Below are 20,163 nucleotides of genomic sequence, written 5' to 3'. Positions count from 1 at the left end.
CCCCCTCGGGATTCGACGAAAAGAGCGGCCGGGACCCAAACTCGCATCGCCTTAAGGCGATACTCAGACACGGGTCCCTCTTTTCCGCTCTTTTCGCCGAATCCCGAGGCGCCCCATACGGCCTAGGTAAACCTTGACGGCTCGCTTCGCATCGCGCGTGGGTGATTCCCGCCCCTTGGGCGGGAATCACGGCTACACCAGTTGGTTGATCTTGCCGCTGGTTGGCTCCCCTCTCCCGCCTGCGGAAGAGGGGCTGGGGGAGAGGGCGGGCGCTCGATGTGGCGCTCGCCCTCGTTCTCTTACTTGTTCACCATCCGCGCCGGCACCGAAAGTGTCAGTGCCGCACCCACCACCAGACAGGCTGCGAGCAGGTACATCCCGGAGTCCGTGCTCTGCGTCAGGTCCTTCAGCCAGCCTACGGCGTAGGGGCTGATAAACCCGGCCAGGTTCCCCAGCGAGTTGATCAGCGCAATCCCCGCGGCCGCGCCCGTGCCTGCCAGGAATGCCGTCGGCAGGCTCCAGAACAGGGGCAGGGTGGTCAGGATGCCGATGGTGGCCAGCGTCAGGCCGAGCAGTGCCAGCACGGTATTGTTGTGCCATTGCACCGACAGCACCAGGCCAACGGCACCCAGCAGCGCGGGAACGGCGATATGCCAGCGGCGTTCGCGGGTGCGGTCGGCGCTGTAGGCCACCAGCACCATGCCGACCACCGCGCAGCCGTAGGGAATGGCGGTAAGCAAGCCGATGTCCAGCGGGCTCTTCACGCCGGTCTGCTTGATGATGGTGGGCAGCCAGAAGCTCACGCCGTACAGGCCCATCACGAAGCTGAAGTAGATCGCGCTCATCAGCCACACGCGCGGGCTGGACAGCACCTTGCCGATGGGCGCGTCTTCCTTGTGCATGTCCTCGGCGGCGATATTGCGCTGGAGCAGCGCTTTCTCTTCGTTGTTCAGCCACTTGGCGTGGACGATGCGGTCGTCCAGGTAGGCCAGCACCACCAGCCCTACCAGCACCGACGGGATGCCTTCGAGCAGGAACATCCATTGCCAGCCGGACCAGCCGTTGCGGCCGTCGAACGATTGCATCATCCAGCCCGACAGCGGGCCGCCGATCACGCCGGAGAGCGCGATCGCGGTCATGAAGAAGGTGGTGGTGCGCCCGCGCCGGTGAGACGGGTACCAGTAGGTCAGGTAGAGGATGATGCCGGGGAAGAAGCCGGCCTCGGCAATCCCTAGCAGGAAGCGCAGCACGTAGAACATGGTCGGCGTGGTGACGAACATCATCGCCGCCGAGATCACGCCCCAGGTGATCATGATCCGCGCGATCCAGATGCGCGCGCCGACCTTGTGCAGGATCACGTTGCTGGGCACTTCGAACAGGAAGTAGCCGATGAAGAAGATGCCCGCGCCGAGGCCGTAGATGGTCTCGCTGAACTTCAGGTCGCCGAGCATCTGCAGCTTGGCGAAGCCTACGTTGACGCGGTCCAGGTACGCCACCACGTAGCAAAGCAAAAGGAATGGCACCAGGCGCAAGGTCACCTTGCGGTAGGTGGCGTCCTCGAACGCGGGATCGGCCACGCCGGAGTGTACTGCGGTCGTTGTCATGCGGTCTCCTCTTGGGTCTGTAGATCTACATGGATCTGTTTTTTTGGGTTGCACGATACCGCTGGGTGGGCGCCGCTTGCCGCATGCGGCGCCCAGGAAAATGTCCTGGCATGTTCCTAGTGGGAGAACGGGCCGCGTCCGCGCAGCGCGTTGGCGACCATCATCAGCGCCAGCAGGAAGGGCAGCGCCACGTAGAGGCACCAGTGCACGCGGTCGCCCACGCTGTCGCCCCATTTGCGCTTGAAGACTTGCAGGCGGGGCATGGCCGAGGGGTTGGTGGCACGTTTGTTTCTGACGTGCCACGCCATCCAGAAGAAGAAAATGGCGAAGGCGACGGACAGGAAGTTGATATTACCCATGTTGAATTGCGATGGTTTTCAGTGTGGTGAATCCGTACAGGGCTTCGAAGCCCTTCTCGCGGCCGTAGCCGGACTGCCCGCTGCCGCCAAAAGGTAGCTCTACCCCGCCGCCGGCACCGTAGTTGTTGATAAAGACCTGGCCGGCGCGCAGCTTGTGCGCCAGGCGCAGCTGGCGCGCGCCATCGCGGGTCCAGATGCCGGCGACCAGGCCGTAGGGCGTGCCGTTGGCGAGCGCGATGGCTTCGGCCTCGGTGTCGAACGGCGTGGCCGCCAGCAGCGGGCCAAACACTTCTTCCTGCGCAAGCCGGTGCGTGGGCGGCACGTCGCGGAACAGCATCGGCACCTGGTAATAGCCGGACTCCGGCGCTTCCGCGACGATCTGGCCTTGCGCCATGGCGGTAATGCCGGCGTGCTGCGCGTCGGAGACGAAGTCCCAGACCCGCTGCTGCTGCTTGCGGTTGATCAGCGGGCCGCATTCCAGGTCCAGCTCGGACGGCCCTACGCGCAAGGATTCGAACACCGTGGCAAGGCGGTCGAGCACGGCGTTGTAGAGAGGGCGTTCCACCAGCACGCGGCTGCCGGCCGAGCAGGTCTGGCCCGCGTTCTGCACGATGCCGTTGACGATGACCGGCACCAGCGCGTCGAGGTCGGCGTCGGCAAATACGATCTGGGGCGACTTGCCGCCAAGCTCCAGCGTGACCGGCACGTGGTTCTCGGCCGCCATCTGCGCGATCAGCTTGCCGGTCTGCGGCGAGCCGGTGAAGGAGATGTGGTTGATGCCGGCGTGGCGCGCCAGCGCGGCGCCAGCCTCATGGCCATAGCCGGTGACGATGTTCAGCGTGCCTTCGGGCAGGCCGGCGTCGGCCGCCAGTTCCGCCACGCGCAGCAGCGACAGGCAGGCGTCTTCGGCGGGCTTGACCACGCAGGCATTGCCCGTGGCCAGCGCCGCGCCCACGCTGCGCCCGAAGATCTGCAGCGGGTAGTTCCACGGGATGATGTGGCCGGTCACGCCATGCGGCTCGCGCACTGTCAGTACGGTAAAGCCGGGCTGGTAAGGGATGGTCTGGCCGTGCAGCTTGTCGACCGCGCCGGCATAGAACTCGAAGTAGCGCGCCACGGCGCGCGCGTCGGCGGTGGCCTGGCGCAAGGGCTTGCCGGTGTCGCGCGCTTCCAGCGCGGCGAGTTCGGCTTCGTGCTCGATGAGGGTGAGCGCCACGCGGTTGAGCAGGCGGGAGCGCTCGGCGGGCGCCATTGCGCCCCAGGCGCCTTCGGCGGCCTGGCGGGCTGCGTGGACGGCCACGTTGATGTCGACCGCGTTGCCGCGGGCGATTTCGGCGAAAGGCTCGCCGCTGGAGGGGTCGAATACCTTGATGCGCAAGCCGGAGTCCGGCGCGATCAGGCGGTTGGCAACGAAGTGCTGGGCGTGCATTGGAATGGCTCCGGCTGGATGCGACTGCCTGGTTGTGGCGGGCAATGCGCCTGTCGATGCGTCTGTCGGACAATTCGTCATTATCACTCACCGCGCGCGGCGTGCAAGGCACGCGAACGTCAGGCCTGGGTCAGCTTCGAACCGCTATAATGCCCGCCATCCTCAAACACAGGCATCTGGAGAGCAAGCATGAGCTTCAACCTCGTTTCCCCCGGCAAGGACATCCCGAACGATTTCAACGTCATCATCGAAATCTCCGCCCAGAGCGATCCGGTGAAGTACGAAGCCGACAAGGAAACCGGCCTGCTCTTCGTCGACCGTTTCATCGGCACCGGCATGCGCTACCCGGCCAACTACGGCTTCATTCCCCAGACCCTGTCGGGCGATGGCGACCCCGTCGACGTGCTGGTGCTCTCGCCGTTCCCGATCCTGGCTGGTGCAGTGGTGCGTTGCCGCGCGCTGGGCATGCTCAAGATGACCGACGAGTCGGGCGTGGATGCCAAGCTGATCGCCGTGCCGCTGGACAAGCTGTCGCCGGCCACCGCCTTCATGAAGGGCCTGTCGGATGTGCCGCAGAACCTGCTGGACCAGATCAAGCACTTCTTTGAGAACTACAAGGCACTCGAGGCAGGCAAGTGGGTCAAGGTCGAAGGCTGGGCCGGCATTGAAGAAGCCCACAAGGAAATCACCGACGGCGTGGCGAACTACACCAAGTAAGCATCCGCTTTCGCGCTCAGTCATGCCGGATTCCGGCGCGTGGCTGAACCGATGCTGAATAACCCCGCTGCGGCGGGGTTTTTTGTTGCGCCAGGCTTGATGGAAACCAAAGATGCCATAAAGCCGGTGCGTTAAGCTTCAATCACAGAACAACCAGGCAGGCAGACTGCCAATTCCCCATGTCCGCTACCTTTTCGACGCCGTCCACCATGGCGCGTTATTCCGGCCCGGCGGTGTTCTTCCACTGGGCGGTGGTCCTGCTGATTGCCACTGCGTACAGCGCGATCGAGTTGGAGGGCTTTCTGCCCGAGCGCAGCGCCTCCCAAGCCTTGTCGATGTCAGTGCACACTTGGGCTGGGGCCCTGGTGTTCGTCCTGGCCGTGCCGCGCCTGCTGTGGCGCCTGGTGCGCGGCGCACCGGCCCCCGAGCCTGGTCCGCGCTGGATACAGCTGCTGGGCAGTGCCATGCACCTTGTGCTCTATCTGTTCATCTTCGCGCAGCCCGTGCTGGGCCTGCTGGCCCTCAACGCCGGCGGCCACCTGCTGACGGTGCCGGGGCTTGGCGTCGAACTGCCCGCGCTGGTGGCGCAAAGCCGGGACCTGAAAGACATCCTCGAGGAAATCCACGGCACGCTGGGCACCGCCTTCTACACGGTGATCGGGCTGCATGCCATCGCCGCGCTGTTCCACCACTACATGCTGGGCGATAACACGCTGCGTCGCATGTGGCGGTGATGCGCCAAGCTGGCCTTAGCTGCGTGCAAACGGCGTGCGGTCGTTGAGTTCGTCCAGGTAGGCGTCGATGCCCTGGCGCTCGCGCACCAGGAAGCGTTCCACGGCATCGGCAAAGGACGGATGCGCCAGCCAGTGGGCGGAGCGGGTCGCCACCGGCAGGAAGCCCCGCGCCATCTTGTGCTCGCCCTGGGCGCCGCCTTCGAAGGTGCGGATGCCCTGGGCTATGCAGAACTCCAGCGGCTGGTAGTAAGCCGTCTCGAAATGCAGGCAGGGGTGGTGCTCGAGCGCGCCCCAGTAGCGCCCGAACAGGGTGCTGCGCGCCGGGTTGTCGTCGTAGACCACCAGCGATGCGGCGATCGGCTGGCCGGCACGCTCGGCCACCACCAGCAGCAGGTTCTCCGGCATGGCGGCGCCGATGCGCTGGAAGAAATCCAGGTTCAGGTAGGGCGTCGAATGGTGTTCGCGGTACGTCTGCCGGTAGCAGCGGTTGAAAAAGCGCCATTGCGCCTCGCCGATTTCGGGGCCACGCAGTTGCCGGAAGGTGATGCCGGCGTCGGCCACGCGGCGCCGTTCGGCGCGAATGTTCTTGCGTTTCTTTTGCGAGAGCGTGGCTAGGAACGCTTCGAAGCTCTCATAGCCCGGGTTGGTCCAGTGGAACTGCACGCCGTGGCGCATCAGCATGCCGGCGTCTTGCATCAGCTCGGCCTCATGCTCGTCGGGAAACAGCACGTGCAGGGAAGACAACTGGCTTTGTTCCGCCAGCGCCAGCGCACATTGCAGCAGGTAGCCGCGCGCGTCTTCGTCCTCGGCCAGCAGCCGCGCGCCCTGTACGGGCGTGAAGGGAAGCGCGGACAGCAGCTTGGGGTAGTAGGGCAGGCGATGCTGCGCGTAGGCGTCGGCCCAGGCCCAGTCGAACACGTACTCCCCATAAGAGTGCGACTTCGCGTACAGCGGCATGGCCGCCGCAAGGCGCTCGCCACCCTCGGCGCGCGGCGCCCACAGCGTCAGGTAGCGCGGGCTCCAGCCGGTCTCGTCGCAGGCGCTGCCGCTGGCATGCATGGCATGCAGGAAGGCGTGGCGCAAGAACGGCGTGGCCCCGGGCTGGGCCGCCACCAAGGCGTCCCATTCGGCTTCGGGCAGCTCGGACAGATCGAAAACGATCTGCGTGCGATAATTCTCCATCCGCTCGTGTTCCTGTCCGCCTTGTGCCGCAGCCGCCCCTGGGGTGGCCGCATCAGGCTGGTCGGAGCCGGGCTTGAAAGATTCAGACTGCATTGCGCTAGATTCGCTCATCATTGGCGCTGCCCTTGGGCAGGCCCTTGTTCCGGCGTGGCCGATACGGCCGATACGGGCGATACGGCTGATCGCGCCGCGCCCGCGGGAGGCGGGTGGGGCGACGGTTGAGTCTACCGGAAATGGCGCGGTGCGGCAGGCCACATCCGGCCGCTGGCAGGCAGGCTAAAATCTCTCACTAACCAACGACTATATAAGGGGCCAATATGAAGCAGATTACCGCCATCATCAAACCGTTCAAGCTGGACGAAGTGCGCGAGGCGCTGGCTGACGTCGGCGTGACCGGCCTGACGGTAACCGAGGTGAAGGGTTTTGGCCGCCAGAAGGGGCATACCGAGCTGTATCGCGGCGCGGAATATGTGGTCGACTTCCTGCCCAAGATCAAGATCGAGGTCGTGGTTGCCGAGAACCAGCTCGACACCGTGCTGGATGCCATCGTCAAGGCAGCGCACACGGGCAAGATCGGCGACGGCAAGATCTTCGTGACCGAGATCGAGCGCGTGATCCGTATCCGTACGGGCGAGCAGGACGAAGCCGCCGTTTAAGCGTTCAGGCTTTTTTAGCGTTCAAGCGCCGGCGGGCAATTCTGGCGGTCCCACGGGAGGGGGCGCCGGGATTGCCGCGGGCGTTGTTGCCCGGCTCGGCACTGCCTAGCTCGGCAGCTTCCAGCCGAAGCGCACGCTCAGCAGGCGCGCCGCCGTGATGGTGATGGCGCCCGCCAGCAGGGCCAGTTCCTGCTCGGCCCGCATCCAGGTCAGGCCAACATAGACCCAGCAGCCGACAAAAGCGCAGGTGGCATAAGGCGAGCGGTCACGCAGGATCATCGGCACCTCGTTGCACAGCACGTCGCGCACCACGCCGCCGAACACCGAAGAGATGATGCCCATCATGACCGCCACGGTCGGGGTCATCTGCGCCACCAGCGCGAGCGATGTGCCGGTGACGGAAAACAGCCCCAGGCCGATTGCATCGGCCGTGATCATGGTGCGCTCGGACGCTACCCGGCTGACCACGCGCAGCACGAACGACGCGCCGAGCGACATCACGAAGATCAGGATCACATAGCCTTCGTGGTCGACCCAGTAGAAGGGGCGGCGGTCCAGCAGCACGTCGCGCACCGTGCCGCCGCCGAAGGCGGTGGCGAACGCCACCACGAAAGTGCCCACGGCATCGAAGCGCTGCTTGCGCGCATCGACCACGCCGGAGACGGCAAAGGCGAGCACGCCCACCACTTCCATGACATGCAGGATCAGGGGCAGCCGCCCCATCAGGAGATCGAGCGGCAGATGCATCGTGCGCGCCGTCTCAGGCGTGCGGCTGGCGCAGCAGCACCATCAACGCGCCGGCGCCACCCTCGGCGCCACGTGCCTGCACGAAGGCCAGCACTTCTTCCTTCTGTACCAGCCAGCTGCGCACCTTGCCCTTGAGCACGGGCGTCTTGTCCGGCGAGCCGTTGCCCTTGCCGTGGATCACGCGCACGCAGCGCACGCCACGCTTGACCGAGCGCCGCACGAACTCGGCCAGCGCCTCGCGCGCTTCGTCGCTGCGCAGGCCGTGCAGGTCGATCTTGTCCTGGGGCACCCATTCGCCGCGGCGCAGTTTCCTGACTACGTCCATGCCGATGCCGGGGCGGCGGAACGACAGGGTTTCATCAGTATCCAGCAGGCTTTCGACGTCGAACTCGTCGGAAAGCGACGCGGCCAGCACGGCTTTGTCGTCCAGCTGGGTTTGTACCGGCACGGGCGCGGGGTGGCGCGGGGCGGGGTTGACGCGGTTGCGGTCGCGCAGGGTGTTGACGTTGCCTACGCTGCTGCGGAATACGTCGGCCTCTTCGCGGGCGCGCTGCGCCGCTTCGTCCGCCGCGCGGCGCTCGGCTTCACGCCGCTCGGTGTCGGCCTTGAGGGAGTCGCGCAGGCCGGACAGGTCGGTCAGGCCGAAACGCTTGGGCTGGCTGGCGGGTTTGGCGGATTTCTTGGCGCCGTGCGTCATGGAGTCTCTCCGGGGTGCTCGGCGTGATTATAGGGTGGGCAGGGCAGGCCTTTGTCTCAGCTTGCCGACAAAGCCGGCTCTGCGTTGTCGTGCTCCCCTCTCCCCCTGAGGGGAGAGGGAGACAGCCGTCGTCATGGCGCGCGGCTTTGGCCTGTTCGGCGGCTTCGGCTGATGCTACAGGTTTGTCAGCAGCCTTAGTCTCTTTACTGCAGGGCTTCCACGTAACGCTGCGCATCCAGCGCTGCCATGCAGCCCGTGCCGGCGCTGGTGATCGCCTGGCGATAGATGTGGTCCTGCACGTCGCCGGCAGCGAACACGCCCGGGATGCTGGTGGCCGTGGCATCGCCGGCCAAGCCGGTCTTGGTCACGATGTAGCCGTTTTTCATGTCGAGCTGGCCTTCGAACAGGTCGGTATTGGGCTTGTGGCCGATGGCGATGAACACGCCCGCCAGCTTGAGCTCTTCGGTCTTATCGCCCTGGGCATCGCGCAACTTGATGCCGGTCACGCCCGATTCGTCGCCCACCACCTCGTCCAGCACGGTGTTGTAGCGGATTGCGATACGGCCTTCCTTCTCGCGCTGGAGCAGGCGGTCGACCAGGATCGGCTCGGCGCGGAACTTGTCGCGGCGGTGGATCAGGGTGACCTTGCTGGCGATATGCGACAGGTAGAGCGCTTCCTCCACCGCGGTGTTGCCGCCGCCGACCACGGCCACTTCCTGGTTCTTGTAGAAGAACCCGTCGCAGGTGGCGCAGGCCGACACGCCGCGGCCCATGAACAGCTCTTCCGACTGCAGGCCAAGGTACTGGGCCGAGGCGCCGGTGGCGATGATCAGCGAATCGCAGGTGTATTCACCGGCATCGCCAACCAGGCGGATCGGGCGTTCGGTCAGCTTGGCCGTATGGATGTGATCGAAGATGATTTCGGTATTGAAGCGCTCGGCATGCTCCAGGAAGCGCTGCATCAGTTCCGGGCCTTGCACGCCGTTGGCGTCGGCGGGCCAGTTTTCCACGTCGGTGGTGGTCATCAGCTGGCCACCCTGGGCCAGACCGGTGATCAGCACCGGCTGCAGGTTGGCGCGGGCCGCGTAGACGGCGGCGGTATAGCCGGCGGGGCCGGAACCGAGAATCAGCACTTTTGCGTGTTTGGCCATGATGCTTTCCTAAGGCTGGTGCGCCTTGATGCGCACTAGCGTGAATCGAAACCAGCATTATAAGTGGACCGGCGTTTGCTCACTGTTGCAAATTCCAATGAGAGCGATAGCCCCGGCCAAGGTTAAAATGGCCGCCACCACCCTCTTCAAACGGCAACCCAGACCCAAGGCATGGCCCGAGCTACTACCACAACACGTACCGATCCTTCCGCGCTGCCCTCGCGCATCGGCAAGCTGCTGGGCGAAGTGCGCTGGTTCCTGTTGCTGGCGGTCACACTGGCCTTCGTCTGCATCCTGGCCAGCTACAGCAAGGCGGACCCCGGCTGGTCGCACGCCAACCAGGTAGCCGACATCCACAACCTCGGCGGCCGCGTGGGCGCCTGGATGGCCGACGTGCTGTTCTTCGTCTTCGGCTTCTCGGCCTACTGGTGGGCCGTGCTGCTGGTGCGCCGCTGCTGGCGCGGCTGGCGCGCGCTGACCGCCGAGCTGCCCGAGCGCACCGGCGAGGCCCGGCAGGGCCTGGTGGTGAGCTGGATCGGCTTTGGCCTGTCGCTGATCGCCAGCATGGGGCTGGAAGCCATCCGCATGTACCCGCTGCGCGCCGCGCTGCCGCGCGCCCCCGGTGGCGTGCTGGGCGACCTGCTGGGCGGCTGGATGCAGATGGCGCTGGGCTTTACCGGCGCCACGCTGCTGCTCTTGCTGACGCTGGCCATCGGCCTGTCGCTGTTCTTCCATTTCTCGTGGCTGTCGGTGGCCGAGCACGTGGGCGGCTTCGTCGAGACGCTCTTCCTCGGCTTCAAGGCGCGCCGGGAGAGCAAGCAGGACCGCATCATCGGCGAGGCGGCCAAGGTCGTGCGCACCGAAACCGTGGAGGTGCAGCGGGTCAAGATCGAGGAAGCCGCGCCGGTGCAGATCGTGCGGCCGCAGGCGGTGCCCAAGCACGAGCGCGTGGAGCGCGAGAAGCAGCAGCCGCTGTTCGCCGATATCCAGGACTCCGACCTGCCGCCGTTGGCGCTGCTGGACCCCATCCCGACCCACCAGGAAACGGTGAGCGCGGAAACGCTGGAATTCACCTCGCGCCTGATCGAGAAGAAGCTCAAGGACTTTGGCGTCGAGGTCAAGGTGGTGGCGGCCTACCCGGGCCCGGTTATCACCCGCTACGAGATCGAGCCGGCCACCGGCGTCAAGGGCAGCCAGGTGGTCAACCTGGCGCGCGACCTGGCGCGTTCGCTGTCGCTGGTCTCCATCCGGGTGGTGGAAACCATACCCGGCAAGGTCTACATGGGGCTGGAACTGCCCAACCCCAAGCGCCAGACGGTGCGGCTGTCCGAGATCCTCGGCTCGCAGGTCTACAACGAGAGCGCATCCAATCTCACCATGGCGCTGGGCAAGGACATCGCCGGCAAGCCCATGGTGGCGGATCTCGCCAAGATGCCGCACTGCATGGTGGCCGGCACCACCGGCTCCGGCAAGTCGGTGGGCATCAACGCCATGATCCTGTCGCTGCTCTACAAGGCCAAGGCCGAGCAGGTGCGGCTGATCCTGATCGATCCGAAAATGCTCGAAATGAGCGTCTACGAAGGCATCCCGCACCTGCTGTGCCCGGTGGTGACGGATATGCGCCAGGCCGGCAACGCCCTGAACTGGGCGGTCGGCGAGATGGAGCGGCGCTACAAGCTGATGAGCAAGCTGGGCGTGCGCAACCTGGCCGGCTACAACAAGAAGATCGACGAAGCCGCGGCGCGCGAGGAAAAGCTCCCCAATCCGTTCAGCCTGACCCCGGACGCGCCAGAGCCGCTCGAAAAGCTGCCGATGATCGTGATCGTCATCGACGAGCTGGCCGACCTGATGATGGTGGTGGGCAAGAAGGTGGAAGAGCTGATCGCGCGCATCGCGCAGAAGGCCCGCGCCGCAGGCATCCACCTGGTGCTGGCCACGCAGCGCCCGTCGGTCGACGTGATTACCGGGCTGATCAAGGCCAACGTGCCAACCCGCATCGCCTTCCAGGTCAGCAGCAAGATCGATTCGCGCACCATCCTCGACCAGCAGGGCGCGGAAGCGCTGCTCGGCATGGGCGACATGCTCTACCTCGCGCCGGGCACCGGCGTGCCGATCCGCGTCCACGGCGCCTTTGTCTCCGACGATGAAGTGCACCGCGTGGTCGAAAAGCTCAAGGAAGGCGGCGAGACCAACTACATCGAGGGCATCCTCGAAGGCGGCGTGGCCGAGGGCGACCTGGGCAGCGATGGCATGGGCGGCGGCGCTGGCATTGGCGGCGGCGGTGAGGCCGATCCGCTCTACGACCAGGCAGTCGACGTGGTGCTGAAGAACCGCCGAGCCTCGATCTCGCTGGTGCAGCGCCACCTGCGCATCGGCTACAACCGCGCCGCGCGGCTGCTCGAGGACATGGAGAAGGCCGGCCTGGTCTCCGCCATGTCGGGCAACGGCAATCGCGACATCCTGGCCCCGGCCGGCACGGCCCGCGAGGAAGAATAAGCTGCCGCGCGTAACATGCTGTTACGTGCGAAGCACATCGTTGCGGAATCCGGCGCCCGTGCGCCGCTCTAACCGGACAGGCAGCGCAGCCGCCCCGGCGGTGCGCATCCTCCAACCCAGCAAGGACAACACCATGCGAATCCGCATTCTCGTGTCGGCGTGCGCCGCGGCGGCCATGCTGTCGCTGACAGCGACGGCGGCCATGGCGGCCGGCACCGACCAGCTCCAGGCCTTCGTGGCGGGCGTGAAGAGCGCCAAGGGCGAATTCACCCAGCGCCAGGTCAAGGGGCAGGGCGACAGCCTCAAGGTGGCCAGCACATCCAGCGGCACGTTCGCTTTTTCGCGCCCCGGCAAGTTCACCTGGCGCTACGTCAAGCCTTACGACCAGTTGCTGCAGGCCGACGGCCAGACGCTCTACATCTACGACAAGGACCTCAACCAGGTCACCGAGCGCAAGCTCGATGGCGCCCTGGGTTCCAGCCCCGCCGCGATCCTGTTCGGCAGCAATGACCTGGAAAAGAACTTTGTCGTGAAGAACGGCCCCACGCGCGATGGCGTGGAGTGGCTTGAGCTTACGCCCAGGGCCAAGGACACGCAGTTCGAGCGCATCGGCATCGGCTTCAAGAGCGGCAACCTGGAAGCGATGGAGTTGCGCGATGCCTTCGGCAACACCACGCTGCTGACCTTCAGCGCGATGCAGAAGAACCCCGTGCTGCCGGCCGACACCTTCCGGTTCGCGGTGCCCAAGGGCGCCGATGTGCTCAAGCAATGAGGCGCCCCATGATCCCCGCATTCCTTGCGCTGCCGGCCTGGCGCCGTGGCGGTGCCATTGCCGGCATTGGCGCTGCCGCGCTGCTGGCCGCGTGCGCCAGCCCCGGCGCCAGCAAGCAGTTCGACGTGGATGCCTTCCTGCGTGCCTCCGATACGGCGCTGCCGGAAGTGCTGGCCAACCCGGATTTCCTCTCCGCCACGCAGGCCAGCGCCAACGATTGCGCCGTGCTGCTGCAGTCGGTCACCAGCGGCGTGCTGGAAGGGCTGCCGCCCGCCGGCAGCGGACGCGGGCCCGCCTGGCTGCTGCATCCGGCCGGCGCCCCGGCCAACGTGTGGCTGGTGGTCAGCAAGAACGGTGGCGAACGGACCTGCCATGGGCCGCTTCCGGCCGATGCCATGAAGGCATTGGTGGAGCGCGCCAGCACTTGAATGTGATGCGTGGATAGCGCCGGGACGTGATGGCAGCCCCGGCGGGCTCTGCCATTCCGGCGTGCGTCTCAATCATCACTTTTACACTCCCGGACTCGCTGCGAGAAAAATGACAACGTTGTAACTTGACCCCGGAAACAGGAATGATTATTGTTCTGTTTCTCACTTGTCTTGCCAAAGATGCATCCAAGGCATCTTCAGGACGGCATACAACAATCATCGAAGGGGGAGAGTCATGACCGTATTCCGCCGCTTGCTGCCGCGCGCCGCCGCGCTCGCCGTTCTGGCATTGCCGCTCGCCGTGTCCGCCCAGGAGAAGGTGCTGAACCTTTACACCGCGCGCCACTACCAGACCGACGAAGCGCTCTACGCCAACTTCACCAAGCAGACCGGCATCAAGATCAACCGCATCGAGGGCCAGGAAGACCCGCTGCTGGAGCGCATCAAGAGCGAGGGTGCCAATAGCCCGGCCGATGTGTTCATCACCGTCGACATTGGCCGGCTGTGGCGGGCCCAGCAGGCGGGCGTGTTCGCGCCGCTCAAGTCGAGCGTGCTGGAGTCGCGCATTCCCGCCAACTACCGCGACCCGAACGGCGACTGGTTCGGCTTCTCGGCGCGGGCCCGCGTGATCGCCTACAACAAGGCCACGGTCAAGCCCGGCGACATCAAGACCTACGAGGATCTCGCCGATCCCAAGTGGAAGGGCAAGCTTTGCATCCGCTCCAGCGGCCACGTGTACAACCTGTCGCTGATGTCCAGCCTGATCGCCCATGACGGCGAGGCCAAGACCGAGCAATGGACGCGCGGCGTGGTGGCCAACCTGGCCCGTGCGCCCAAGGGCGGGGACACCGACCAGCTCAAGGCGGTGGCAGCGGGCGAGTGCGAGATCGCGGTGGCCAACACCTACTACATCGCCCGTATCCTCAAGTCGACCAAGCCCGAGGACAAGGCCGTGGCGGAAAAGCTCGGCGTGCTGTGGCCCAACCAGGCCAGCCAGGGCGTGCACATGAACATCTCCGGCGGCGGCATGCTCAAGCATGCGCCCAACAAGGAGTCGGCGCGTGCGTTCCTGGAGTACCTGGCCAGCGACGAAGCGCAGCGCTATTTTGCCGATGGCAACAATGAGTGGCCGGTGGTGGAAAACGTGAAGATCAGCAATGCGGCGCTGGAAGCCCTGGGCAGCTTCAAGGCGGACAAGATCAACGTGGCCGAACTGGGCAAGCACCAGCCGCAAGCGCAGAAGCTGGCGGACAAGGCTGGGTACAAGTAAGAAGCAAGAAGGCGTCAGCGCGACCTGGCTGGCGGGGCGGAAATGGCGGCGCGAGCCGCCATTTCCCATTTACGGCTTGGGTACTGGCCTGGCTTTGGCCCCGGGCCGCTTGGCGGCCTTGCCCTCGCTGCCTTCGCCATTTTCAAGGCGCCGGAAGTTCAGCTTTGCGCCGCGTTCCCTGTGCTTCTCGAAGGTCATCTTCAACTGCTCGCGCCGCTTCTTGTGCGTGTGGCCCAACGTGCCAGCCGCATACGGGAGCTTGGCCACCACCGCACCCGCGGTCTGGCGCGCCAGCAGCACGTCCAGCGCCTGCCGCGCGCGCACCTGGGCGTGCAGCAGCGCATCCGAGGGATTGGCCTTGGCTCGGTTCATGTCGTAGGGCAGCATGACCGGCCCGGCAAGCTGGCGCAGCGCCGCGCGGATATGCGGGCTGTCCAGCCCGGCCTCGTGGAGGACCCAGGCGGCGTCATGGCGCAGCCACGGCTCCGGGTCGCCGAGCTTGCGCAGCAGGGCAAGCGAGATATCGGCCTGGCGGTAACCGTGCGCGCGCCTTACCGCGTTGAGCGCGATGCGCCTGACATGGGAGTTCTCGTGATCGAACAGGTCCGCCACCAGGCGCTCGACCATGCCAGGTTTTTCCAGCTGTTCAGCCAGTTGGCCCGCCAGGGCGATTTCCTCGACTGCGCTGATCCGGTCTTGCCGGGTCATCCGGTTCAGCTTGAACACGAGCATGCGGTAACGAAGCTGCATAACACTCCCTGAAAACGCGGCGAACAAATGCCGGGCAAGGATTGCGGCCGGCACAGTCATGATGCGGCGCGAAGCACGCCAGCGGCGGGGGCAGACCGCTTTGGCTCGCGCGAGAAAGGGCGCGGCGAGCCGGGGCGCAGCTTCGGACTAGGGGGATATCGGCAATACGTTGAAGATCTTTAGGAAAATTCGCAAGCTATTCCCGTCTGCTATGTCCGCCGGTTATTCCCGCGCATCCCGCCGTATCGAGCGCGACAGCAGGATCACCGGCAGCAGGCTCACCGCCACGATCACCAGCGAGGCGGTGGCGGCCTCGGCCAGGCGCTCGTCGGAGGCCAGGTTGTAGGCCTGCACGGCCAGCGTGTCGAAGTTGAACGGCCGCATCACGAAGGTGGCCGGCAGCTCCTTCATGACATCGACGAAGACGATCAACGCCGCGGTCAGCAGGCTGCCGCGCAGCATCGGCAGGTGCACGCGCCGCAGCGTGGCGCCGGGGCCGTGGCCAAGACTGCGCGCCGCTGCGTCCATGCCCGGCGTGATCTTGACCAGGCCAGCGTTGACGGTTTGCAGCGCCACGCCCAGAAAGCGCACCAGGTAGGCATAGACCAGCGCGGCAATGCCGCCGGTCAGCAGGAGCCCGGCCGACCATCCCAGATGCTGCTGCAGCCAGGCCGACATGGCATTGTCCAGCCGCGCCACCGGCACCAGCACGCCGACCGCCACCACCGAGCCGGGCAGGGCATAGCCCATGCCGCACACCCGCGTCAGCGCGCGCAGCAGCCAGCCCCGGCCGGCGGCCATGCCGCGCCCCGCATAACCGATCACCAGCGCTGCCAGCACCGCAATCAGCGCGGTGACGCTGGCCAGCGCGAAGCTGTTGCGCACCAGGCCGATAAAGCGCGGGCCGAACTGCGCGTCGCCTTCGGCCAGCGCCATCTTGCACAGCATCAGCGCCGGGATGGCAAAGCCCAGCAGCACGGGCACCACGCCTACCAGCAACGCCAGCGCGGCACGCCAGCCGTGCAGCCGGTAGGCCGGCGCGCGGCGCTGGCCGCCGTGCACGCGGGCGCGGCCGCGACTGGCGCGCTCGGCCAGCAGGATGCCGATCACGAACAGCAGCATGCAGGCCGACAACTGCGCTGCCGCGTTCTTGTCGCCCAGCGAGAACCAGGCGCGGTAGATGCCCGTGGAAAAGGTCGGGATGCCGAAATAGGCCACCGTGCCGAAATCGGCCAGTGTCTCCATCAGCGCGAGCGCGGTGCCGGCCACAATGCCGGGCCGCGCCAGCGGCAGCATCACGCGCCAGATGCTGCCCCAGGTGCCATAGCCAAGCAGCCTTGCCGCTTCCAGCGTGTTCAGCGTCTGCTGCAGGAAGGCCGCGCGCGCGGTCAGGTAGACATAGGGGTAGAGCACCAGCGTGAACAGCACGATGGCGCCGCCCAGCGAGCGGATATCGGGGAACCAGTATTCGCGCGCACGCCAGCCGGTCACTTCGCGCAGCCAGCTTTGCACCGGGCCGGCGAACTGCAGGGCATCGGTATAGGCGTAGGCAATGACATAAGCCGGCATCGCCAGCGGCAGCACCAGCGCCCATTCCAGCCAGGCCCGCCCGGTGAACCGGTAGGTGCTGACCAGCCACGCGGTGGGCACGCCTACCAGCAGCACGCCGGCGCAGACCCCGGCCAGCAGCCACAGTGTGTTGCCAACGTACTCGGCCAGGACCGTGTCGGCCAGATGCCGCCAGGTGTCGCCGCTGGGCACGAGCAGGCTGCCGGCCACCTGCGCGATCGGCAGGGCGATCAGCAGCGCGGCCAGGGCGGCAACCAGGGCTAGCGGGTGCAGGCGGCGGGTACGGCTCGGGCGAAGCAGGATCATGCGGCAGCGGATTGGGTGGTGGGTTTGGTGCGGGACAGGTCGAGGCCCGGCGGCAGGGCTCGGTCGGCAGGCCTTGCGAGGCCAGTCCCGCATTCTAGCAATGCGGGTACGCAGGGCGACACATCCGCATGTGACAGACATCAAGGGCCTGCGTCCATATAATGCTCGGCATGCCAGGCCACCCGCATTCCAATTCATCCATGCCAGCACGATCCGATATCGTGATCGAGGTCGATCGCATCCACCATGGCTTTGGCAGCCAGCGCGTTGTCAACGACCTGTCCTTCACCCTCGCGCGCGGCAGCATCGCCTGCCTGCTCGGCCCCAGCGGTTGCGGCAAGACCACCGTGCTGCGCGCCATCGCGGGTTTCGAGCCGCTGCGCGAAGGCCGCATCCTGCTGCAAGGGCAGGTGATGTCGTCGCCAGGGTTTGCCGTGGCGCCCGAGCACAGGCGCATCGGCATGGTGTTCCAGGACTACGCCTTGTTCCCGCACCTGAGCGTGGCGGACAACGTGGCCTTCGGGCTGCATGCCGTGCGCCGCGGCGAACGCGCGGCGCGGGTCGAAGAAATGCTCGCGCTGGTGGGCCTGGCCGGATCCGGCGGCAAGTTTGCGCATGAACTCTCGGGCGGCCAGCAGCAGCGCGTGGCGCTGGCTCGCGCACTGGCGCCAAAGCCGGAGTTGCTGCTGCTCGACGAGCCGTTCTCCAACCTTGACATCGAGCTGCGCGAGCGCTTGAGCCTGGAGGTGCGCGACATCCTCAAGGCCCAGGGCGCCACCGCCATCCTGGTCACGCACGACCAGTACGAGGCCTTTGCCATGGCCGACGAGATCGGCGTGATGCACGCCGGCGCCATCGAGCAGTGGGACAGCGCGCACAACCTGTATCACCGGCCGGCCACGCGCGTGGTCGCGGACTTCATCGGGCAGGGCGTGCTGATGCCGGGCCAGCTTGCCAGCCCGCACTCGGTCACGCTGGAACTCGGCACGCTGCACAGCAACGAGCCGCTGGGCGTTCCGCCTGCCACGGCAGAGGTCGATGTGCTGATCCGCCCCGACGATATCGTCCACGACGACGACAGCCCGCTGCGTGCCCAGATACTGCACAAGGCCTTTCGCGGCGCAGAGATCCTGTACACCCTGCGCCTGGCCGGCGGCGGGCAGGTACTGTCGCTGGTGCCTTCGCACCACGATCATGCGCTAGGCGAACACATCGGCATTCGCGTGGAGGTTGACGACGTGGTGGCGTTCCGGCGCGGCTGAGCGCACGCCCCAAGGGTCCTGGCAGCTTGCTTGCTTACTGATTTGTCTTTCCCGACACGACGGCTTCAAGGCTTCAAGGCTTCAAGGCTTCAAGGCTTCAAGGCTTCAAGGCTTCAAGGCTTCAAGGCTTCAAGGCTTCATGGCTTCATGGCCTCACTACCTCCCGATGCCAGGACTCTCATCATGTTTTCTTCCCTGAAGTGCGCATCCAGGCCGCTGCGCCGCCAATGCCTGCGCAGCGGCCTGCTGCTGGCCTTGCCGCCCGCTTTGCGTGCCTCGGTGGACGCCCGCGCAGGCGACCGAGCAAAAGCAGTGGGCCCGCCTGGGCACCCGCCTGGCAGAGAACGCCGCGCGCATGCGCGCCAACGGCGTGACCATCCAGGACAACCCCGCTCCGGCGGTGCAGCTGGCACTGCGCGATGCCGGCGCGGGCGCGGTGACGGCCTGGCGCACGCGCGTGGGCATCGAGCGTGCTGGCGTGCTGGATGCCTTCACGCGCAATGAGCGCGCCGCGCGCTGATTCGCCAGCCGTGGCGGGCTGCGCGGCCCGCCGCGCGCGATGGTCTACACTGTCAGGTTCCTAGGCGCAGCGGGCACGCACCGTGCGCGCCTGACCTGACATAAAGGCCTGAATACCGTGGCGGACACGCTGTTTTCCGAAGCTCCCGATCGTTCCCAACAACCCCTGGCCGAGCGCCTGCGCCCGCGTAATATCGACGAGGTGATCGGCCAGCAACACCTGCTTGGCGCCGGCAAGCCGCTGCGGGTGGCGTTCGCGTCCGGCGAGCCGCATTCCATGATCCTGTGGGGCCCGCCCGGCGTGGGCAAGACCACGCTGGCGCGGCTGATGGCCACGGCCTTCGATGCCGAGTTCATCGCGTTGTCGGCGGTGCTGTCCGGCGTCAAGGACATCCGCGAGGCAGTCGAGCGTGCCGAGCAATACCGGGCCCACGGACGGCGCACGCTGGTGTTCGTGGACGAGGTGCACCGCTTCAACAAGAGCCAGCAGGACGCCTTCCTGCCGCACGTGGAAAGCGGGCTGTTCACCTTTATCGGCGCCACCACCGAGAACCCGTCCTTCGAGGTCAACGGCGCATTGCTGTCGCGCGCCGCGGTGTATGTGCTCAAGAGCCTGGACGACGCGGAGCTGACGCAACTGGCGCGGCGCGCCAGCGAAGAGCTGGGCGGCCTGCAGTGGGAGGAAGAGGCGCTGCAGCTGATCGTGGCCTCGGCCGATGGCGATGGCCGCAAGCTGCTCAACAATATCGAGATCGTGGCGCGCGCCGCGCGCAGTGCCAACGCGCCGGTCATCGACAACGCGTTGCTCGGCAGCGCCTTGTCGGAGAACCTGCGCCGCTTCGACAAGGGCGGCGACGCGTTCTACGACCAGATCAGCGCGCTGCACAAGTCCGTGCGCGGCTCCGATCCCGATGCCACGCTGTACTGGTTCTGCCGCATGATCGACGGCGGCGCCGATCCGCGCTACCTGGCGCGGCGCATCGTGCGCATGGCGTGGGAGGACATCGGCCTGGCCGATCCGCGTGCCGCCCGCATCACGCTGGATGCCGCCGAAACCTACGAACGGCTGGGCTCGCCCGAAGGCGAGCTCGCGCTGGCGCAAGCCTTGATCTACCTGGCCGTGGCGCCCAAGTCCAATGCCGGCTACAACGCCTACAACACCGCGCGTGCCTTCGTGGCCAAGGACAAGTCGCGCGGCGTGCCGGTGCACCTGCGCAATGCGCCGACCAAGCTAATGAAAGAACTCGGCTACGGCCACGCCTACCGCTACGCGCACGACGAGCCCGAAGCCTATGCCGCCGGCGAGCACTACTTCCCCGACGACCTCAAGCGCCCGGGCTGGTACAAGCCCACGCCGCGCGGGCTGGAAGGCAAGATCGGCGACAAGCTGCGCCACCTGCGAGATCTTGACGCGCAATGGCACCGGCAGCAGGGCAAAGGCAGGGGCAGGGACGACGACGGTGGCGACGGCGGCGGGGCCCAATAGCGCGCATCGCCGTTGCCCGGCGGCGTGTC

Annotated in this window: 19 protein-coding genes; 10 read left to right on the top strand and 9 right to left on the bottom strand. The window is 66.4% G+C overall.

Annotated elements, in window-relative coordinates; genetic code table 11:
- Positions 1–299: 299 nt before the first annotated feature.
- From ACYP5B_RS17345 to ACYP5B_RS17335, 3 genes are all read right to left on the bottom strand, one after another.
- On the bottom strand, positions 300–1,604 hold the full coding sequence (locus ACYP5B_RS17345; protein WP_267605802.1) for an MFS transporter: 1,305 nt from the start codon (positions 1,602–1,604) through the stop codon (positions 300–302).
- A 116-nt stretch (positions 1,605–1,720) separates the two neighbouring features.
- Positions 1,721–1,963, bottom strand: coding sequence for a hypothetical protein (locus tag ACYP5B_RS17340; RefSeq protein ID WP_267605804.1), 243 nt, complete (start codon positions 1,961–1,963; stop codon positions 1,721–1,723).
- Positions 1,956–3,392, bottom strand: a complete 1,437-nt coding sequence (locus ACYP5B_RS17335; RefSeq protein WP_459570494.1) for an aldehyde dehydrogenase family protein — start codon at positions 3,390–3,392, stop codon at positions 1,956–1,958. Before ACYP5B_RS17335 ends, ACYP5B_RS17340 begins: the two co-directional genes overlap by 8 nt.
- Before the next feature lie 189 nt (positions 3,393–3,581).
- Here ACYP5B_RS17335 and ppa point away from each other — a divergent pair, with 189 nt between their 5' ends.
- Both ppa and ACYP5B_RS17325 read left to right on the top strand, forming a co-directional pair.
- Entirely contained in the window at positions 3,582–4,109 is a 528-nt protein-coding gene (gene ppa, locus ACYP5B_RS17330) for an inorganic diphosphatase (RefSeq protein ID WP_006162794.1), read from the top strand.
- Positions 4,110–4,288: 179 nt separating this feature from the next.
- The gene (locus tag ACYP5B_RS17325) at positions 4,289–4,843 is read left to right on the top strand and encodes a cytochrome b (protein ID WP_400092467.1); all 555 of its coding nucleotides are present in this window, start codon (positions 4,289–4,291) and stop codon (positions 4,841–4,843) included.
- A gap of 15 nt (positions 4,844–4,858) precedes the next feature.
- Here the strand turns inward: ACYP5B_RS17325 and ACYP5B_RS17320 are convergent, their stop codons facing one another.
- A complete protein-coding gene (locus ACYP5B_RS17320; protein ID WP_400092469.1) occupies positions 4,859–6,025 on the bottom strand; it encodes a GNAT family N-acetyltransferase in 1,167 nt (388 codons plus the stop codon).
- Positions 6,026–6,342: 317 nt separating this feature from the next.
- Here ACYP5B_RS17320 and glnK point away from each other — a divergent pair, with 317 nt between their 5' ends.
- Entirely contained in the window at positions 6,343–6,681 is a 339-nt protein-coding gene (glnK, locus tag ACYP5B_RS17315; protein WP_006162803.1) for a P-II family nitrogen regulator, read from the top strand.
- A 105-nt stretch (positions 6,682–6,786) separates the two neighbouring features.
- Here glnK and ACYP5B_RS17310 read toward each other — a convergent pair whose 3' ends face one another.
- From ACYP5B_RS17310 to trxB, 3 genes are all read right to left on the bottom strand, one after another.
- Positions 6,787–7,428 (bottom strand): trimeric intracellular cation channel family protein, encoded by a 642-nt coding sequence (locus tag ACYP5B_RS17310; protein WP_318237542.1) that lies wholly within the window; start codon positions 7,426–7,428, stop codon positions 6,787–6,789.
- A 13-nt stretch (positions 7,429–7,441) separates the two neighbouring features.
- Entirely contained in the window at positions 7,442–8,125 is a 684-nt protein-coding gene (locus tag ACYP5B_RS17305; protein WP_459570493.1) for a Smr/MutS family protein, read from the bottom strand.
- 203 nt (positions 8,126–8,328) lie between these two features.
- Positions 8,329–9,276: a thioredoxin-disulfide reductase gene (gene trxB, locus ACYP5B_RS17300; protein ID WP_267605823.1), complete on the bottom strand. Its 948-nt coding sequence runs from the start codon at positions 9,274–9,276 to the stop codon at positions 8,329–8,331.
- A 171-nt stretch (positions 9,277–9,447) separates the two neighbouring features.
- On the opposite strand from trxB, the gene ACYP5B_RS17295 reads away from it, so the two are divergent.
- The 4 genes from ACYP5B_RS17295 to ACYP5B_RS17280 all read left to right on the top strand — a co-directional run bounded on the left by ACYP5B_RS17295 (position 9,448) and on the right by ACYP5B_RS17280 (position 14,242).
- Positions 9,448–11,772, top strand: coding sequence for a DNA translocase FtsK (locus ACYP5B_RS17295; protein ID WP_400092474.1), 2,325 nt, complete (start codon positions 9,448–9,450; stop codon positions 11,770–11,772).
- Between the two features lie 133 nt (positions 11,773–11,905).
- The gene (lolA, locus tag ACYP5B_RS17290; protein WP_267605825.1) at positions 11,906–12,544 is read left to right on the top strand and encodes an outer membrane lipoprotein chaperone LolA; all 639 of its coding nucleotides are present in this window, start codon (positions 11,906–11,908) and stop codon (positions 12,542–12,544) included.
- Between the two features lie 8 nt (positions 12,545–12,552).
- Positions 12,553–12,972, top strand: coding sequence for a hypothetical protein (locus ACYP5B_RS17285; protein ID WP_267605826.1), 420 nt, complete (start codon positions 12,553–12,555; stop codon positions 12,970–12,972).
- A 235-nt stretch (positions 12,973–13,207) separates the two neighbouring features.
- On the top strand, positions 13,208–14,242 hold the full coding sequence (locus ACYP5B_RS17280; protein ID WP_400092476.1) for a Fe(3+) ABC transporter substrate-binding protein: 1,035 nt from the start codon (positions 13,208–13,210) through the stop codon (positions 14,240–14,242).
- Between the two features lie 69 nt (positions 14,243–14,311).
- Here the strand turns inward: ACYP5B_RS17280 and ACYP5B_RS17275 are convergent, their stop codons facing one another.
- Together ACYP5B_RS17275 and ACYP5B_RS17270 are read right to left on the bottom strand one after the other, a co-directional pair.
- Positions 14,312–14,992 carry a hypothetical protein gene (locus tag ACYP5B_RS17275; protein ID WP_459570492.1) on the bottom strand — a complete coding sequence of 227 codons (681 nt, stop codon included), beginning with the start codon at positions 14,990–14,992 and terminating at the stop codon, positions 14,312–14,314.
- Positions 14,993–15,214: 222 nt separating this feature from the next.
- Positions 15,215–16,867: an ABC transporter permease gene (locus ACYP5B_RS17270; protein WP_459570491.1), complete on the bottom strand. Its 1,653-nt coding sequence runs from the start codon at positions 16,865–16,867 to the stop codon at positions 15,215–15,217.
- A 200-nt stretch (positions 16,868–17,067) separates the two neighbouring features.
- Here ACYP5B_RS17270 and ACYP5B_RS17265 point away from each other — a divergent pair, with 200 nt between their 5' ends.
- The 3 genes from ACYP5B_RS17265 (at position 17,068) to ACYP5B_RS17255 (ending at position 20,134) form a co-directional block, all read left to right on the top strand.
- Positions 17,068–18,129, top strand: a complete 1,062-nt coding sequence (locus ACYP5B_RS17265) for an ABC transporter ATP-binding protein (RefSeq protein ID WP_400092479.1) — start codon at positions 17,068–17,070, stop codon at positions 18,127–18,129.
- 271 nt (positions 18,130–18,400) lie between these two features.
- Positions 18,401–18,649: a hypothetical protein gene (locus tag ACYP5B_RS17260; protein WP_459570490.1), complete on the top strand. Its 249-nt coding sequence runs from the start codon at positions 18,401–18,403 to the stop codon at positions 18,647–18,649.
- Between the two features lie 117 nt (positions 18,650–18,766).
- Positions 18,767–20,134, top strand: a complete 1,368-nt coding sequence (locus ACYP5B_RS17255) for a replication-associated recombination protein A (RefSeq protein WP_400092483.1) — start codon at positions 18,767–18,769, stop codon at positions 20,132–20,134.
- The last annotated feature ends 29 nt before the right edge of the window (positions 20,135–20,163 follow it).

Source organism: Cupriavidus sp. 8B (assembly GCF_054589115.1).
Note: the sequence above shows the minus strand (reverse complement) of the source record. Positions and strands in the feature narration are given on the sequence as shown.